The sequence below is a fragment of the Deltaproteobacteria bacterium genome (genome assembly GCA_016709225.1).
GTDB lineage: Bacteria > Myxococcota_A > Polyangia > Nannocystales > Nannocystaceae > Xiheibacterium > Xiheibacterium phototrophicum.
In genome coordinates, this window is the sequence record JADJEE010000001.1 from 696,540 (window position 1) to 714,056 (window position 17,517).

The following is a 17,517-nucleotide window of genomic DNA, read 5'->3' on the forward strand; positions in this document are numbered from 1 at the left end:
AGCATCGCCTCCGAAGCCATGCCGACCGACGTGCTGCGCCCCCTCGACATCCCCCGACTGCGCCGCGAGTTCCGCGAGGCGCAGCCGTTCCCGTTCATGGTCGTCGACGAGTTCCTGCAGCCGGAGTTCGCCCGCGAGGTCGCCGAGTCGTATCCCAGCTTCGAGAGCGCGAAGAGCCGCGGGCGCGCGTTCGATTTCGTCAACGAGAAGAAGAAGGTGCAGGTCACCGACCGCACCAAGTTCCCCGAGCCGGTGCAGCGACTCGAGGCCGCGATCGCGTCGCAGTCGTTTCGCGACGCACTGTCGGAGATCACCGGCATCCCCAAGCTGCTCGCCGACGAGCAGCTGGTCGGCGGCGGCATGCACGTGATGGGCTCGCACGGTCGGCTCGACGTGCACGTCGACTTCAACCTGATCGCGGAGCGGCAGATCCACCGCCGCCTCAACATCCTCATCTACTTGAATCCGGTGTGGCGCGATCAGTGGGGCGGCCACATCGAGCTGTGGGACCGCGAGGTGAAGCGCTGTCACCACGCGTTCCTGCCGGCGTTCAACCGCTGCGTGGTGTTCGAGACCAGCGAGCGCAGCTTCCACGGCGTGTCGGCGGTCGAGTGCCCCGAGGACGTCGCGCGGCAGTCGTTCGCAGCCTACTACTACACCCGCGAGGCGCCGCCGGCCTGGGACGGCAAGACCCACAGCACGATCTTTCGCGCGCGCCCCGACGAGCTCCTGCGCGGCTTCGTGTTGATGCCGGCCGAGAAGCTGCAGCGCACCGTGCGGGCGCAGGTGCAGCGGGCCAAGCGTGGCGTGAAGCGGCTACTGCTGCGCTAGCTAGCCGTGGTCGCGGAACCACGCCGCGGTGTCCCGCAGACCCTCGTCGAGCCCGAGCGGCTCGCCCACGCGCGCACGCATCTGGGTGTCGTCGAGCACCGATCGCTCGAGGTCGCCGGCGCGCCACGGGCCGTGCTCGAGCGGCACGTCGAGCCCGAGCGCGTGCATGAGCCCGCGGGCGATCTCCAGCGTCGTGGTCGGGCGGCCGGTGCAGATGTTGATGGTGCCGTCGCCGAGCACGCCGGCGATCGCGAGGCGGTTGGCATTCACCACGTCGCGCACGCTGACGTAGTCGCGCACGCAGCCGTCGTCGCCGGCCTCGCGCCGGGCGTTGATGCGGCACGGCGCGCCCGACAGCAGCTTGCGGCTGAAGATCGCCACCACGCCGGCCTCGCCGTGGGGATCCTGGCGCGGGCCGTAGACGTTGGCGTAGCGCAGGATGGTCGCGTGCAGGCCGTGGGCCTGGCCGTACATGTGCACGTAGTGCTCGACCGCCAGCTTGCTGCATGCGTACGGTGACAGCGGCAGCGTCGGGTCGCCGACCACCGCGCGGCGCGGCTCGGGCACCTCGCCGTAGATCGCACCGCCGGTGCTCGCGAACACCAGCCGGCCCACGCGGTGGCGGACACAGGCCTCGAGCACGTGCACCGAGCCGACCACGTTGACCTGCGCGTCGCGGGCGGGCTCGCGGGTCGAGACCGCGACCGAGGTCTGCGCGGCCTGGTGGGTCACGACCTCGGGTTCGAACGCCGCGAACACGCGCTCGACGGCGGCGGCGTCGGTGATGTCGACGTGCTCGAAGCGGGCCGCGGGGTTCAAGTTCTCGCGGCGGCCCGAGGAGAGATCGTCGACGATCGTGACGTCGTGGCCGTCGGCCAGCAACGCGTCGACGATGTGACTGCCGATGAACCCCGCTCCGCCAGTGACGAGCACGCGCACGGGCGGCACGCTAGCAAGAATCGCGCGGCCGCGACAGCGCACCCAAGGTGGGCGCGGAGCCGGCGACGACGTGGGGCGGCCGGCCGAAGACGTCGCTCTCGCGCCGCGCAGCTGGACCACGGCCTGCTACGCTTGCGGTCGCGTGTCCGCGCCCAAGACCGACTCGCCGACCGTCACGTTCGTGCTCGGCACGCGGCCCGAGGCGGTGAAGCTCGCGCCCGTGATCCACGCGGCGGCCGCCCACGACGACTGGCGCGTGCGGCTGTGCAGCAGTGGACAGCACCGCGAGCTGCTGCGGCCGTTTCTCGACACCTTCGCGCTGGTGCCCGACGTCGAGCTCGACGTGATGGTGCCGGGACAGAGCCTGGGCGCACTGCTCGGGGCGGTGGTCACCGCGGTCGAGCGCGTGATCGTGGCCGAGGCGCCGGCGCTGCTGGTGGTGCAGGGCGACACCACCACGGTGCTCGGTGCCGCGCTGGCGGCTGCGCAGCAACGCGTGCCGGTGGCCCATGTCGAGGCCGGCCTGCGCACCCACGATCGCAGCGCGCCGTTCCCCGAGGAGAACAACCGCGTGTTGGTGGGGCAGCTGGCCGCGCTGCACCTGTGCCCGTCACGGCGCGCGTGCGACAACCTCGCGCGCGAGGGCGTCGATCCGTCGCGCGTGGTGTTGACCGGCAACACCGTGGTCGACGCGGTGCGATGGATCCGCGCGCGCGCCCCCGAGGGCGATCTTCGTGAGCGTGCGGCCGCGCTGCCGTCGCTGCGCGATGATGCCAAGCTCGTGCTCGTCACCGGCCATCGCCGCGAGAGCTTCGAGGGCGGGCTCGCGCGGGTGTGCCAGGCGCTGCGCGAGCTGGCGGCGGCGCATCCCGAGGTCGACTTCGTGTATCCGGTGCACCTGAACCCCCACGTGCGGGCCGAGGTCGCCAGGGGGCTCGGTGATCTCGCCAACGTGCACCTGGTGGCGCCGGTCGGCTACGCCACCTCGATCTGGCTCATCGCACGGGCCCACCTGGTCATCACCGACTCGGGCGGCATCCAAGAGGAAGCGCCCGAGCTCGGCAAGCCGGTGCTGGTGACCCGCGTCGCGACCGAGCGCCCCGAGGCGGTCGAGATGGGCGCGGCGAAGATCGTCGGCTACGAGCCCGAGGTGTTGGTGGCCCACGCCCACGCGTGGCTTGCGGACGCCGAGGCCTACGCCGCCGTGGTGCCGCGTCGCAATCCGTTCGGCGACGGCCTCGCGGCCGCGCGCTGCGTGGCGGCGATGCGGCGGCAGCTGGGCCTGCCGGTCGACGACGTACCGCCGTGGTCGCAGGCGTGAGCGCGGTGCTACGCTGCCCGTCGCTCGACATGACGACTCGATCGATTGCGTGGACGTGGATCTGGATCGCGCTGGCCAGCTGTGGCGGCGACGACGGTGGCGGCGAGAGCACGGGCATCGCGAGCGCGAGCGACACCAGCACCGCGTCGTCGGGCACGTCGGGCGGTGCGTCGTCTGGCGGGGAGGGCGGAGCGTCGTCTGGCGGCAGTGGTGATGCGTCGTCGAGCGGCGCGGCCGATGGCTCGAGCGGTGGCGCGGCCGAGGATCCCGAGTACCCCGCGCCGCAGGGCGGCACGTGCCCCCAGCCGACGGTGCCGGTGGAGCTACCCGGCGCGTCGAGCTGCGCGCCGACGTGCGCCGGCGCGGACGCGCCGTGCCCCGCGGCGGCCAGCGGCGACGCGACCGGCGTGTGCACCCCCTTCGAGCAGGCCGGGGGCAGCGGCACACCGTGCACCGAGCACGCCGACTGCAGCGGCGGCGAGGCCTGCGGCGGCAGCGGCACCTGCGTCGCGGTCGCGTTCTGGGGCTGTCGTCTGCGCTGCAGCGACGGCGCGAGCTGTCCCGACGCGATGATCTGCGCGGGTGATTCCTGCGGCTATCCGTAGGCGCGACGGCGCCAGGGCGAGCCGCGCCGCTACCGAGCCCGGCCCGTACGCCGCGGCAGCGGGTGCGCGCCGCCGGCATCGAGCCGCGCGATCGGTTCGCCCCAGTCGAACACCAACCCCGCGAGGGCGTGACCTTCGGGCCAACGCAGCGGTCGCCGCAGCAGCGCGGCCACGAGGGCAGCGAGCGCGGCCGGCCCCAGCGTCGCGCCGTCACCGATCGCCGCGACCGTGACGACGTCGCAGCGCGCCTCGAGCAGCCGCCGCAGCGCCGCCGCGGCGGCATCGCGCACGCCGGTCGTGACCACGAGGTCGTGACCGATCGTGCGAACCGTCGCGAGCTCGGCCAGCGTCGCGCGATCGATCGGCAGCGGTGGATCGGGCACCAGCACGAACAGCGGCGCCTGGCCGTCGCCGAGCGCTTCGGACACCCGCGCGACGATGCTCGATGCGAGCGCGCGTGCGTGTGGCTCGTCGAGCGGCCCCTCGGGCCACGTCAGATCGTCGACTACCAGCCCGACCTCGCGCCGTGGTAGAGCAGCTTCGCGAGCCCCTTGGCGATGATGCGCCAGTTGCTCTCGTGCTTGAGCAGGTTGCCGCCGGCGACGCCGACGATGCGGCCGTTGACGTACAGCCGCGCCGCGTTGCCATCGACCGCCTGCAGCACCACCCGCAGGATGCTCTGGTTGCTGTTGTTGGTCACCGAGATCACCGTCAGCGCGCCGTTGCCCGCGCGCGCCTCCGACAGCGCGACACCGTACCAGGCATCGATGCGGCCCACGCCCAAGCCGCTGCCACCGCTCGGACCGGTCATGCGCAGGAGGCTGCGACCGGGGGCGTGCAGGATGCGAAACGAGCCGAAGCTGCCGACCGCGACCGACGCGACCGTGAAGCCGAGTCGACCGAGCATCGCGCCGTTCTCGGGGTCGGCGCCGACGAGGTCGGCGACGTTGGCACCGACCCACGCCGAGCCCTCGCCGAGGACGTTGTAGCCCTCGCCGTTGTTGGCACCGAAGATCTGACTGACGCCGTCGCCGATCGCGTTGGCGCCCAGCCCCACCATCACCACGCCGGCGGCGGTGGTGCCGGGCTCGGGGATGAGGATGCCGACCACGCCGACGGCAGTCTCGATCACCCCGAGCACGGTCTTGCCGGTGCCCCAGCCCACGCGATACAGCAGCGAGTGACGGCGCTCGAACACGTCGATGTCGAGCGCGTCCTTGAGCGCCGCGGCCATGTCCTGCGCCGAGTTGTTGGAGAAGATGCCGGCGGTGTCGAGGCGGATGACCTTGGCCTCTGCGTCGACCTCGTAGCCGTCCATGTCGATCGCGGGGTTGAAGCTCTCGATCCGGTAGCCGAGCCCGCCCTGGCTGGGATGGCCGAGCGCCTTGAGCAGGAGCAACGCGTCCTCGGCGTCGTAGCGATCGATGTACGCGTCGATGATGGCTTCGGACATGTGCGCCTGGCTGTTGGTCGTCGGTGGCCGCCCGTGAGGTCGACGGACGAAAGCGGCGGCCGGCCCCAATGCCGGCCCACGCAGGACGACGTCGCCGTCGCGGCCGGCATTCGCGGAATCGTACGGCGACCTGCCCACTCCAGGAGTGGCGAGCTCGGCCTCACACCGCGGGTACGTCGAGCAGCGCGAGCACCTCGGCCGCTCGCGCCGCGGCGCGCCGCGTCATCGCGCGGGCGCCGACGATGCACGACGGCGGCACCGCGCGGACGAGGCGCACGCCGTTGGGTGCGACGAACACCGCGTAGCCGGCGGCCCGAACCCGCACCGGATCGATCGCGAGCAGCCACGCGACGCCGGCCCGCTTGCCGACCGTGGACGTCGGATCCTCGGCGAGGTGCACGTGGGTGCGGGCGACTGGTCGCAGGCCCTCGCGGGCGATCGCGTCGAGCGCCTCGCGGGTGGTCCCGTGCCACAGCCAGGCGTCGCCCCCGTGCAGCTGCCACGAAGCCTCGATCGCGTCGCGATCGATGGCGAGGTTGGCGGTCGAGTGGCCCTGGCACGCGCGCACGCGATCGCCGTCGAGCTGCAGGCGGCCCTTGTCGTTGGTGCGCACGATGAGCTCGAGCTGTGCCCGCGTGAGCCGGGTGTACGCCAGCACCGCCGCGACATCGGCCCAGCCGGCGGGATCCATCACGAGGCCGACCTCGCTGGCGCCGTGGCGCAGCAACCACGACAGCTGCCGGCTGCCAGCCACGGGATCGCGCAGGCCGGCGCCGGGCATCACTCGCGAGGATAGCCGAAGCGGCACCGCCGTCGATGCAGCCACGGCAGCAGCAGCAGCAGCCACGCCGCCGCCGGCGGTGGGTTCGGCGACACCGCGCAGGTCGAGGTCGGTCGCGGCACGTCGCAGCTCGAGTCCTGGTCGACGTCGCGATCGGGGTCGGGCTCGCAGTTGGTGTAGACCGCGGCGCACGCCTCGAGGCCGCGGCGATCGAGGTTGCAGTCGGGGCCCAGCAGGCGAGGCCGCAGCGCCTTGCGCAGGCGCAGGATGCAGGTGCGCGCGGCCTTCTCGTCGTAGTCGCAGGCCTGCGCGCAGTGGTCCAGCTGCTCGCTGCGGCTCTGCTCGCAGTCGCCCTCGCTGTCGAGCCCGAAGTCCCACTCGCCGCACTTGTCGCTCAGGCGACACAGCAGCTTGGTCTGCTTGCCGTTGAACGCCTCGGCGTCGCCCACACACGCGCCCAGGACGACCATGGCGAGGAACGGCGTGCGTCGCATCGACTGGCAGTCTACGCGCGCCAGCGCGGGGCGCCCGTGCGCGCCGGTGCAGGCGGTGTGGTGGTGGTGTCGCCGGCCGCCGGCACGTGCCGCCCGCGGGGCGCCGCGGGCCTCACGGGGGCGGCGCCGCGCCGCGCCGCAGCTTGCCGAGCTTGCGCATGACGATCGCGCGCAGCTGGTCGCGCTCGTCGGCCGCGACCACGAAGCGCCAGCTGCCGCCGACGAGCACCACCGCATACGGCACCGCCAACACCGCGACCTCGAGCGCGGCGGCCCACCGCGGTGGCATCACGCCGACCAGCAAGGGCGCCAGCAGCAGGTGACCCGCGAACACCAGCGCCGCCGCGATCGCGACCACGGCCACGACCGGGCCGATGCGCGCGCCCTCGACGTAGCTGCGCGCCGACAGGTTCGCGAAGCGGAAGAACGCCCGCATGTACCACAGCGCGGCGATGGCCTGGCCGGCCAGGCGCGACACCACGATGCCGTCGAAGTCGAACGCACGCGCCAGTGGCACCACCGAGACCAGCACGATCGCGGTCGCGATCATCGCGGTCGCGAGCTCGAGCATGACCTTGCCCTGCGCGCGCAGGTTGGCCGAGATCACCCCGGTCTGCAGCATCAAGACCTCACCGACCGCGAGCAGCTGCAGCGCGAGCGCGGCCTCCGCGACGTCTTGGTTGGTCCACGCCAGCAGCACGGGGCCGCCCAGCACCGCCAGGAACGCGAAGGTGCCGCTCGACACCACCGCGAGCGCCTTGCTGGCCTGCACGAACAGCCCGCGCTCGCGCTCGCGCTCGCCGCCGGCCTGTAGATCGGCGAACGCGGCCAGCAGCGGCGCCAGCACCGACGACGACAGCGACTTGCCGAGGGTCAGCAGCTTGTCGCACAGATCGTAGATCGCGACCCAACCGACCCCGAGCAGCACCGACAGCAGGATCTTCACGCCCTCCATCACGCTGGTCGTGACGATGCCCAGCACCTGGAAGCGTCCGCCCAGGGAGAAGACCTCGCGCACGCCGTCCTTGGTCCACGCCAACGGGCTGAGCCGCAGCTGCGGCGCCATGCGTCGCAGGCTGATCCACGCCACCGCGATGCACACCACCTGGCCGACGGCATAGCCGACGCCCATGCCGACGATGTCGAAGCCGAGGAACAACAGCGGCAGCGTGACGAAGAACTCGACGAACGACGCGAGGATGTAGAGCTTGTAGGTGAGATCGATGCGCTGCAGACCGGCCAGCACCTCGAGCGCACAGCCCACGCTCATGCGCAGCACCAGGCAGCCCATGATCAACATCAGCGCGACGCGCCCCTGGCCGATGAAGCGGGCCGGTACGTTGATGGCGTCGAGGATCGACGCGCCCAGCACCCAGGTTGCGCCGAGCCCGAACACCGCGACGCCGCCGATCACCAGCATGCCCGAGCCGAGGATCCGCTCCAGCCGCGCCTGATCGCCGCTGCGCATGCACTCGGCAGTGGCCTTGATGTAGGCGACCCCGAAGCTCGCGTTCACCATCGACACGTAGTTCGACAGGCTGAACACCAGCGTCCACACGCCATAGCCGTCCTTGCCGATCTTGGCGAGCACGATCGGCGTCAGGATGAAGCGCGAGCCGATGCGCCACGCCTCCGCCAGCCATGCGACCAGGGTGCTGCGCGCCAGCGTCTTGAACTCGACCTGCGCCATGGTGTCGGGGGTCGCTGCCGCCGTCGCTTCAGTTGGGCAAGGCGAAGCCGAGCTGGGTGAGCGTGCGACGCCAGAACGCGCGCGGCTCACCGCTGGGGAAGTAGCGGCTGATGAACGCGTAGGCGTTCTTCGAGATGGTGTCGCGCAGCTGCGCGTCCTCGAGCTCGATGAGGCACTCGGCGGCGCGCTCCGGGGTCTCGGCGATCATCGCGGTCTTGCGGTGCTCCATCGAGAAGTTGGCGCCGCTGGCCGACTTGCCGACCACCACCATGCCGCACGCCATCGACTCCTGCGGTGGCAGAGCGCAGCCCTCGACGTCGGCCGACGCGAGGAACGCCTGCGCCCGCTGCATGCGGGCCGCGAGCTCCTGCAGCGGCACGCCGTCGATCAGCTCGAAGCGCCAGAACTTGCCGCCGAGCCGGGCGTAGTGGTCGCGCGTGGCCTGGATGTACTCGGGGCCCTTGCGGGGGAACGCGAAGATGAGCCCGGGCTCGCGCTCGCTCTGCGGCACGAAGGGGAAGGTGTCGTTGTCGACGATGTTCGGGACGATCGGGATGTCCTTGCCCGGGAACGCCTTGCGACACAGCTCGAGCATGTGCGGCGAGTCGGTCCACAACGTCATCCGATCGGACATGTAGTCGAAGTTCGGGTGCAGATGGATCGGCACCTGCAAGTACACGATCGCCTGGCCACGCACGTCGTTGGCGAGCTCGGTGCAGAAGTCCGGCACCAGCACGACGTCGTCGTCGCGCCGATCCGACCATCGCATGTACGGCAGCTTGACCACGTTGAAGTCGCCGTAGGTGTCCTTGCCCGACGGCGACACCAGGCGCGCGTCGACCCCCAGCGAGCGCGCGAGCGCGGCGTGGCGCATGTTGTTGAGCGTGCCGCCCCATGCGACGTGGGTGTACAGGCGCGGGTGCACGAGCATGCGGCGGGAGATGGCGATGCGCTCGGCCTTGGGGTGTCGCGCGAGGAATTCGGTGACGCTGCGCAGGGGGCCTTGGCGGACGAGATCGGGGACGAGGACGAGCAGGCGCATGGGCGGAGGGCGGCCTCGAAGGTAGCAGGAAGCCGGCGCGCACGTTCGGTCGCGACGCAACCGGGCGCGCTCGCGGCGATCGTCCGCGCGAACGCCGGGCAGATCCTGGAATCGCGCGTCGGCATCGGAGGCCGCGCCGAAAGAGCGCGTCGATCTGGTGTCCGATGGTGGGGAGGGGTGAGCGCGCGACGGTCCGATCGCGCGGATGGCCGCTCCAGGTCGGAGGATTCGCGTTGTCCACGTCACATCTGGAGTCGACCGAGAACGAACACCGCGACGATCGTCCGCTGGGCTTCGCGAAGGGCGTCATGGGCGATCGCGCCGATGGCCTGCGACGGCAACGGCGCTGGACCGCGGCTGCGCTCGAGTACCAGTCGATGGTGCGGCTCGACGCCGACGACGTGGCGGCGGCGCTGCGCTGGGCGGATTGCTGCTGGCGCGCGCGCCAGCCCGCCGGCGCCGCGCAGGGTTGGCTGGCCGCCGCCGCCGCGCTCGCGCGTGCGGGTCAGCACCGCCGCGCGCTGGGCTTGGCGCAACGCGCCGCGGCGCTCGACCCCGAGCAGGTGGTGCGATCGCGGATCGAGGCGATCGTGCGATCGTGTGGCGCACCCGCCGAGGCGCTGTGTGAGATCGCCGCGCGGGCCCACGGCGCCGCGCGTCGCTTCGATCGTGCCCGCGAGCTGCGCGAGCTGCTGCTCGAGTGCGATCCCGGCAGCGTCACCAAGACCATGCGCGTCGCCGAGGTCGACCTGCAGCACGGCGACCGCGAGCGTGGCGCCAGCTTGCTCACCGACGCCGCCGCGCGGATGCACGCGAGCGGGCGCGCCGGTGCGTTCGTCCGGCTGGCGGAGACGCTCATCGATCACGGGCGGCTCGACGCCGACGCGACCCTCGAGCTGGCACGGATCTACCTGCGTCGCGGGCAGGTCGCGGAGGCACTGCAGAAGCTCGAGCTGGCGCGTCGGCGCTCGCCCCTGCGACTCGAGCTGGTCGAGCTCTCGCTGCGCTGCCACGCCGCGCTCGGCAGCGGCGCCGCCGCGGAGGTGATGCTCGACGATCTGCTCGCGCGCACGGGCGCCGCGGTGGGCGATGCCGCGCAGCAGCAGGCGCTGTGTCGCATGCTCGAGCAGGCCGCCGGCTTCGCGGGTCGCGACGGCCGCTGGCGCGAGCGCATGCTCGCATGGCTGCGCCGCGCCGCCGCCCCTGGCCAACCGTCGGCGCCGCGTCGGCCGACGCCGCCGCCACCGCCGGCGTGGGCGGTTCGAGCGTCACGCGGCGCGACGGTGGCATCGGCGCAGCCCGACGCAGCATCGACGGACCGCGCACCGCTCCTGCCAAAACGCTCGCCCGGCTGAACCGCGCGGAACACCCTCGGCACCCACGCACCCGCGTTGGCGCACGCGCGCTGGAACAGGCGCGGAGTTGTGGCCGCCCGATCGACCATGCGATGGTGGCCACGCGGGGCATGAACATGATGCGAAGCGTTCTCAGCGTTCAGGGCAGGGTCGCCGAGGCGTGCGTGGTCGCGGGGGCCGTGCTGCTCACCGGCTGCAACGACGGCACGCCGAACGGCACCGGTGCGGCCGACGGCACCGCCGGCACCGTGACGATCACGGACAGCGCGAGCGCCAGTGCGACCGATGGCGCGACCACGGGCGACAGCGCGAGCGCGAGCGCGACCGCGGCGACGACGGTGTCGAGCACCGCGGCCGACTCCGGCAGCGAGGCCGGCGAGACCGCACCGCCGCCGGTGGTGTTCGACGTCGGCGTGCTGCCCGACGTCGGCGTGCCACCGTGTGAAGAGGGTGGCGGCAAGGGCCCCGAGTTTTCGTTCCTGTGGGCCTCCAACAGCTCGCAGGGCACGATCTCCAAGATCGACACCCAGACCGTCACCGAGGTCGGCCGCTTCATCACGCGGCCCGACGGCGCCGGCGACCCGTCGCGCACGAGCGTGAGTCAGTCGGGTCATGTCGCGGTGGCGAACCGCGTGGGCGGCGTCACCAAGATCTACGCCGACATCTCCTTCTGCGAGGAGAGCAACGGCACCCCCGGCATCCAGACCTCCGACGACAGCACCTACCTCCCGTGGGGCGAAGAGGAGTGCGTCGCCTGGCACACGCCGTTCAACTACGAGAGCCAGCGCCCGGTCGCGTGGGCCCAGGGCACGCTCGACACCACGACCTGCTCGTACATCAACGAGCGGCTGTGGACCGCGGGCCGAGTCGGCAACAACTTCGACGTGCTGCTGCTCGACGGCGACACCGGCGTGGTGGTCGATCAGGTCGCGGTGGTCGGCCTGACCAACGACTTCTACGGCATGTACGGCGGCGCGGTCGACGGTGACGGCAACTTCTGGGCCTCGACGCTGGGCTCGGGCAACCGTCTCATCCGCGTCGACATCGACACCATGGACTACGAGATCTGGAACACGCCGGTCGGGCCGCACTGGTACGGCATGACGGTCGACGACCAGAACAACGTGTGGCTGTGCTCGAGCGACGCGGCGCGCTTCGACTACGCGACCGCCACGTTCACGCAGGCGACCGTCGGCGGCTGGACCGGCTGCATGGCCGAGCGCGGCGAAGATGGTCTGCTGTGGATGGCGTCGGGCAACAGCCTGGTCGGGGTCAACCGCGAGACCCTGGCGGTCGACGCCAACTGGCCGGTGCCGGGCTCGTACGGCGTGAGCATCGACTTCTACGGCTACGTGTGGACGGTCGAGAACGGCAACGGCGCGCACCGGCTCGATCCCAGCGACGGCTCCGTGACCTCGTACAACGGCCTCTCGGGCGCGTACACGTACAGCGACATGACCGGCTACGCGCTCACGAACGCCGGCGGCGGCGTGCCGAGCGGTTGATCGGTCGCGGCCGCGACGTGGGCCGCCGCGCGCGACCCACGTCGGTCTAGTCCCAGTAGTAGTAGTGATCGCCCGGTGTCAGATCGACGTGCACGTGGTTGTCGTGCGCGTCGTTGTACTCGGGCGTGAGGATGATGTTCCAGATCGACATGTCCCACAGCGCATCGGTGATGTCGCGCAGCCACGAGCCGCCCGCGGTCACTGGCGCGTCGACGAAGTCCTCCCAGTCGTCGATCACCGTGTAGGCGCTGCCGTCGTCGAGGGTGAAGCCGTAGATGTCGATCGCGTTGGCGTAGGCGTGCTGCGAGAGCGTGCTGGTGCCGGCGATCGGGCGACAGTTGTAGGTGCCGTAGTGGACGAACTCGACCGCGCCGAGCGACGCCGCGACCTCGGCGGTCTGCGCGGTGGCGACCGCGGCCGCGCAGCCGAGCAGCACGCCCGCGGGCGCGTCGGAATCGACGTAGCGCAGCGCGACGCCGGGGTAGGGCTCGACGAGGATCACCGGCTCGTCGATCGTGCACGTGAGATCGGGATAGCCATCCGGGTGCTCGGGCGGGTGCAACGTCGGTTGCCACGCGGCCCCCAGCGCGTCGAGCTGGGCGCCGCAGGCCGACAGCGGCGGTGCGAACGGCTCGGGCACGCACACGCCCGCGCCCGCGGAGGGATCGGCGTAGCGCTCGAGCGGCGCGCAGGCGTAGCCATCGCGGCAGCCGTTGCCGCCGAGCAACGCGGCGTCGCACTTCGAGAGGCAACGCCCGGCCGAGGCCAACCCGACGTCGGCCGCGTCGATGCAGAAGGTCTCGGGCACGCCGTCGAGGTCGGGGCACAGCCCCTCGCACGGCAGCGAGCAGGTGCCGCAGGGGAAGCCTTCGTCTTCCCGCAGGCATAGCCCGCCGTCGTAGCTGCACTCGCCGTCGTCGAGGCATGGCGCGCCGATCCACGTGGTCGACCACGGCGAGCAGTCGAAGTGCGGCTCGCCGGTGCTGCTGTCGCCGCTCTCGTCGAGCGCGGTGGTGTCGTCGCTGTCGGCCGCGCTGCTCGAGCCCGGCGCGTCGGTGTCGCTGCCCGTGGTGTCGTCGGGTCCGACGCCGGACGCGGTGCCGTCGTCGTCGCTCGCGCTCATCCACGCCTGCGTCGCGGCTTCGTTGGTGTCGCCGCCGCAGGCGAGCGGCACGCACAGCACGAGGACGAGGTGGCGGCGGCGCATCAGAGCGACGCTACCACGGCGCGTCACCACACCGAGACGTCGCCGACGTCAGCCGGGGTCTGGTCGCGGCCGATGTCGTCGGTGCTGGCGTAGCCGAGCTGCCCCGAGCCGCCCAGGCCCCAACAGCGGATCGCGAGCGTGTCGAGGATGACGCAGGTGTGCGCCGGGCCGCCGCGCAGCGCGACCGCAGTGCCACCCAGCGGGACGTCGCCGAGCTCACCTGCGAGCTGCGGACGCTCGAGCCACACCTCGCCGAGACCGTAGCCGAGCGGGGCTTGGTCGAGGCCCGACGCGCGACCCCAGCACACCACGCCGCCGTCGTGTCGCACCGCGCAGCTCGAGGTATCGCCCACACCGAGACCGAGCACCGGGCCGCCGACGTCGATCGACGGCTGCGCCGCGAGGGTGTTGCGGGCGACCGCGATGCCGAGGCCGCTGCGGTACGCGTCGCCCCAGCACTTCGCGCCACCGTCGTCGAGCACCACGCAGCCGTTGTCGGGCCACGTCCGCACCGAGATCGCGGTGCCGCCGGCATCGATCGCGGGGATCGACGACGGCAGCTCGTCGTCCCCGATCGGTGCGCCGTCGTTGTGGCCCCACAGGCGCACGGTCCCGTCGTCGAGCACGACCGCGGACCCGTCGACGCCGACGTCGAGCTGCACCGCGAGCGTGCCGAGCGAGACGTCACCGCCCGCGCCCGCGGCATCGACGTTGCCGACGTCATAGACGCCCGGGTAGCCCAGCTGGCCGGAGGTGTTGCTGCCGAAGCAGCGCACGGTGCCGCCTTCGAGCATCGCGCAGCCGTGCCAGTAGCCCACGCCGATCTGCACCGCGCGCCCGCCCAGGTCGAGCAGCGGCGACTCGGCCGCGGTGGCGAGGGCGTCACCGCCCAAGACCCACCCGGCCGCGTCGCCCCAACAGCGCACGTCGCCGCCCACGAGCAGCGCGCACGCCATCAGTGCACCGGTCTCGATCTGTGCGACCAGCCCGCCGGTGTCGACTTCGGGCACCTCGGAGGGATGCTCGTCGTCGCCGATGGGATCCGAGATACCCACGCCCAGCTGGAACGCCGAGTTGCCGCCCCAACAGCGCAGCGCGCCTTGGTTGGTCGAGCAGGTGTAGTCGATGCCGAGCGAGAGCGAGCGCAGGCTCAGCGTGCAGGTGGTGGTGCAGCCGTCGTAGTCGTCGAGGTTGCCATCGTCGCAATCCTCGCCGTCCTCGAGCCAGAGGTTGCCGCAGACGGGCTCGGGCGAGGGGGCACCGGAGCTGCTGGCGTCGGAGGAGGTGGAGGTGGAGGTGGAGGTGGAGGTGGAGGTCGACTCGGCGGCCGTGGTGGTGGTGGCCTCGGTCGCGCCTCGCGTGGCACCCGAGGGATCGCTCGTGTCCGTCGAGGATCCGGGGCCGCTGCTCGCGGTGACGCTTGCGCCGGCGTCGGACGCGTCCAGCGAGTTCGGGAAGACCGCGGTCGTGGCCATGGTGGTCGATGTCTCGCCATCGGCGTCTGCCGACGTCGACGCGACGAGACGCGTGCACGCAGGGGCCGTGATCCCGAACCAGCATGACGCCGTGGCGGTGACGAGGCGATGCCTGGACGCAGACATGGAGCGCTTCATGGACTGCCGCCGTCGCTTCCCGATCGCGGAGATCCTGACGCACTGCCGGCACTGCCAGTAAGCTCGCCGATATCAACTGATCGCGTGATCGAGAATATGTAGTCGCCATCGCCGGAGATGCTGACCAGCGCTTGGCCGATTCGGAGCGGGCGCGCGCCGAGCCAGTCGAGCACAGTCTGCACTTCCCCCGGATCGAGCACAGGCGAGGCGGTCGCTGGCCCCTGCTCGCGACTGTCTCCGGGGCTGTCGAAGTACTTGCGGTGGAGCTGCGCGAGGGCCGGCAGCGAGTCGACGAGCAACAGGTCGTCTGGCGTCCACGCCGAGGGGCGGCTGCGCACATGGAGCGTGCGTCGTAGGCGGCGGGAGAAGAGTGAACGCGGGGACCTCCAAGCTTCCACGATCGAGGGCTGCAGGTGCCGCACGCACTCGTCGTAGTCGGGCGGCCGGGGGCCAGCTTCAATTTGGTCGATCGTCGGCTCCCAATAGTCGAGCAGGTAGTGGAAGGCGTCTCGATTCGTGGGGATGGCTACTTCGACGCCCCCCACGCCCCCCACGCCCCCCACGCCCCCCGCGTGTCGGTCCGGGGACGTCACCTGGTCCACCAGTCCTTCATCTTGCGCTGTGCGTGCTCCTCAGCTACGTCCAGTTCGCGTTGTCGGCCTTCGAAGTAGTATTCGGGCAGTCCTATGCCCACCAGGAAGGTGCAACTTCGTGGAGCGCGCCAGCCCGCGCCAGGACATCCCATCATGTTCCTCCAAATCTGCGCCGATCGGGACCCCGTTCCGAAAATGCTCGACGACCCGACACTCACCTAGCAATAACCCCGCGGCCGCGGCCCTGATACTACTCCACGTCGCAGGCGAGTTCAGTGGAAAATACTCAATCCAGAGCGACGTACCAACTCCGAGGCACAGTGCGTCATCCTGAAGTTGGAGCAGCACGGCAAAAGGCAGTGCCTCCTGTTCCGGTAACAGAAATTCCGTCACGACAAGGCCTCGCCGAGCAGTCTCCCACTGGCCAACCACGTCGGGCGCAATCGAGAGGATCTGGTCCACCAGATCGGCGAATGCTCGTTCGAAAGCTCTAGATGCGACGGTGGTCACGTGCCGCCCCACCATGAACGTGGGTATGCCAAGATGTCGATGTGCCGTACGTTCGGCTTTGTGCCGAGTGCGATGCGCAGCACATGGCTGCCTTCCTTTCCAGACCCTGACCAACCCCAGCCGAATCTCAGGCGGTCCCAGCGGTTCAACAGACCTCCGTTCTTGAACCCACGCCCGAGCAGCCAGCCCGGCAACTTGGGATGCAAGTTCAACGCCTGGTGGGCGATCCCGGCAACCTCCCCCGCCAGGAACCCGTTCGAACACTTGTCGACCACGTCGTCGACGTCGAGCAGACGACGGGCAGCTCCGGAGAGACTGAAGTTCGTGAACGGCACGCCCGACAGTGTGTCGCCAAAACCAGCTGAGAAGTCCGAGATGCTCGTGACAAACTGGGCCGAGCTGTCCCAGGCCCCGAACAGAAACAGCCCGCTTGGATCGATCCCGTTGACCGGATCTCCCCCGACATACGCGTAGAGGTTGGAGTCGCCGCCGTCGAAGCCGATCGGATCCTTCGTGGTCCAGCGCCCGGCAGCGGGATCGTAGTCGCGCAGGCCGAAGCGGACGAGGCCTGTGTCGTGGTCGTAGTGGCCGCCCGCGAAGCCGAAGGGCTGGAAGCCGGGACTGGTGTCGTGGGTGACGACGCCCCAGGGGTCGTAGTCGAGCCGCTGCGCGACGGTACCCGTCGCGACGTCGACGACGAGCCGGACGCTGCCGATGTGGTCGGTCAGGAGGCGATAGGTGACGCCGCCCTTCTCCATGTAGTCGGGCACGTGGGCACGGGACGCATAGACGAAGCGAGAGACGATCGCGCCGGTGGCGTCGAGCTCGGCGACCGGGCCGAGTTGCTGGCCATATAGCCAACCGGCGACAACGTCACCGTCGATCTCCTTGCCGATCCGCCGCCCGGCGGCGTCGATGGTGTAGCCGACGTCGGTTCCGTCCGGTCGAGTGACCTCGAGCAGGCCGCCGAGCTCATGGTAGACGAAGCCCGTGACCTCGCTGGTGACCACGTCGGTGCGGCTCGCGAGCTCGCCGGCCGCGTTGAACACGAAGTCGAGGTCGCCGTCCTCGATGAGTCGGTCTTGGTCGTCGTGATACGACGTGCGCGTGCCGTTGCTGGTCGTGAGGGCGATGCGGTTGCCGTTGTCGTCGTAGTCGGCGTCGAAGGCGGGCAGGCCGTCCCGCTCGACGGTGTCGAGGCGACCGGCCCCGTCGTAGGTGTAGCTCTCGACCGTGGTCACGCCGCCGACGGTCTCGGTCTTCGAGAGCAGCCGGCCCAGCGCGTCGCGCGTGAAGGCGATCTCGTAGAGGCCATTGCCGGCATGCGCGTACGCCAGCGCGGACACCTCGGCGTGGCTCGAGTACGTCACGAGGCTCGTGACGTCTCCCAGCGTGGTCCCGATGACGGCACCGAGCACGGGGTCGCGCGTGATCGACTCCTCGCCGGCCTCGATCAGGAGGTCGTCGTGATCAAAGCCGTAAGCGATCGTCGACGCGCCCACCACGCTCTCGGTGGCGAGCAAGAAGTCGTTGCCGTAGCTGAACTGCACCTCCCCGGCGAACGACACCGAACGTTCG

Annotated in this window: 16 protein-coding genes; 5 read left to right on the forward strand and 11 right to left on the reverse strand. The window is 71.0% G+C overall.

Going from position 1 to position 17,517, the window contains the following annotated elements; genetic code table 11:
• Positions 1 to 18: 18 nt before the first annotated feature.
• Positions 19 to 831, forward strand: coding sequence for a 2OG-Fe(II) oxygenase (locus IPH07_02905; protein MBK6916329.1), 813 nt, complete (start codon positions 19 to 21; stop codon positions 829 to 831).
• On the opposite strand, the gene IPH07_02910 is transcribed toward IPH07_02905, so the two are convergent.
• Positions 832 to 1,770 carry an NAD-dependent epimerase/dehydratase family protein gene (locus tag IPH07_02910; protein MBK6916330.1) on the reverse strand — a complete coding sequence of 313 codons (939 nt, stop codon included), beginning with the start codon at positions 1,768 to 1,770 and terminating at the stop codon, positions 832 to 834.
• Between IPH07_02910 and wecB the strand changes: the two genes are divergently transcribed.
• On the forward strand, positions 1,736 to 3,091 hold the full coding sequence (gene wecB / locus IPH07_02915; GenBank protein MBK6916331.1) for a UDP-N-acetylglucosamine 2-epimerase (non-hydrolyzing): 1,356 nt from the start codon (positions 1,736 to 1,738) through the stop codon (positions 3,089 to 3,091). The two genes, IPH07_02910 and wecB, sit on opposite strands and share 35 nt — an antisense overlap.
• Before the next feature lie 29 nt (positions 3,092 to 3,120).
• Positions 3,121 to 3,696 (forward strand): hypothetical protein, encoded by a 576-nt coding sequence (locus IPH07_02920; protein MBK6916332.1) that lies wholly within the window; start codon positions 3,121 to 3,123, stop codon positions 3,694 to 3,696.
• Positions 3,697 to 3,725: 29 nt separating this feature from the next.
• Here the strand turns inward: IPH07_02920 and IPH07_02925 are convergent, their stop codons facing one another.
• From IPH07_02925 to IPH07_02950, 6 genes are all read right to left on the reverse strand, one after another.
• Positions 3,726 to 4,124, reverse strand: coding sequence for a hypothetical protein (locus tag IPH07_02925; protein MBK6916333.1), 399 nt, complete (start codon positions 4,122 to 4,124; stop codon positions 3,726 to 3,728).
• A 77-nt stretch (positions 4,125 to 4,201) separates the two neighbouring features.
• A complete protein-coding gene (locus tag IPH07_02930; protein MBK6916334.1) occupies positions 4,202 to 5,149 on the reverse strand; it encodes a hypothetical protein in 948 nt (315 codons plus the stop codon).
• 160 nt (positions 5,150 to 5,309) lie between these two features.
• Positions 5,310 to 5,930, reverse strand: a complete 621-nt coding sequence (locus IPH07_02935) for an RNA 2'-phosphotransferase (protein ID MBK6916335.1) — start codon at positions 5,928 to 5,930, stop codon at positions 5,310 to 5,312.
• Positions 5,930 to 6,424, reverse strand: coding sequence for a hypothetical protein (locus tag IPH07_02940; GenBank protein ID MBK6916336.1), 495 nt, complete (start codon positions 6,422 to 6,424; stop codon positions 5,930 to 5,932). Before IPH07_02940 ends, IPH07_02935 begins: the two co-directional genes overlap by 1 nt.
• Positions 6,425 to 6,536: 112 nt before the next feature.
• On the reverse strand, positions 6,537 to 8,114 hold the full coding sequence (locus tag IPH07_02945) for a lipopolysaccharide biosynthesis protein (protein MBK6916337.1): 1,578 nt from the start codon (positions 8,112 to 8,114) through the stop codon (positions 6,537 to 6,539).
• A gap of 28 nt (positions 8,115 to 8,142) precedes the next feature.
• On the reverse strand, positions 8,143 to 9,156 hold the full coding sequence (locus tag IPH07_02950; protein MBK6916338.1) for a glycosyltransferase: 1,014 nt from the start codon (positions 9,154 to 9,156) through the stop codon (positions 8,143 to 8,145).
• A gap of 233 nt (positions 9,157 to 9,389) precedes the next feature.
• Between IPH07_02950 and IPH07_02955 the strand changes: the two genes are divergently transcribed.
• Both IPH07_02955 and IPH07_02960 read left to right on the forward strand, forming a co-directional pair.
• Positions 9,390 to 10,511: a hypothetical protein gene (locus IPH07_02955; GenBank protein MBK6916339.1), complete on the forward strand. Its 1,122-nt coding sequence runs from the start codon at positions 9,390 to 9,392 to the stop codon at positions 10,509 to 10,511.
• 110 nt (positions 10,512 to 10,621) lie between these two features.
• Positions 10,622 to 12,016: a hypothetical protein gene (locus tag IPH07_02960; GenBank protein ID MBK6916340.1), complete on the forward strand. Its 1,395-nt coding sequence runs from the start codon at positions 10,622 to 10,624 to the stop codon at positions 12,014 to 12,016.
• A 46-nt stretch (positions 12,017 to 12,062) separates the two neighbouring features.
• On the opposite strand, the gene IPH07_02965 is transcribed toward IPH07_02960, so the two are convergent.
• From IPH07_02965 to IPH07_02980, 4 genes are all read right to left on the reverse strand, one after another.
• A complete protein-coding gene (locus IPH07_02965; protein ID MBK6916341.1) occupies positions 12,063 to 13,223 on the reverse strand; it encodes an extensin family protein in 1,161 nt (386 codons plus the stop codon).
• A 23-nt stretch (positions 13,224 to 13,246) separates the two neighbouring features.
• Positions 13,247 to 14,698, reverse strand: coding sequence for a hypothetical protein (locus IPH07_02970; GenBank protein ID MBK6916342.1), 1,452 nt, complete (start codon positions 14,696 to 14,698; stop codon positions 13,247 to 13,249).
• Between the two features lie 134 nt (positions 14,699 to 14,832).
• On the reverse strand, positions 14,833 to 15,381 hold the full coding sequence (locus IPH07_02975) for a hypothetical protein (protein ID MBK6916343.1): 549 nt from the start codon (positions 15,379 to 15,381) through the stop codon (positions 14,833 to 14,835).
• Positions 15,382 to 15,935: 554 nt separating this feature from the next.
• Complete coding sequence (locus IPH07_02980; protein ID MBK6916344.1) at positions 15,936 to 17,441, reverse strand: RHS repeat-associated core domain-containing protein; 1,506 nt, start codon at positions 17,439 to 17,441, stop codon at positions 15,936 to 15,938.
• Positions 17,442 to 17,517 lie beyond the last annotated feature (76 nt).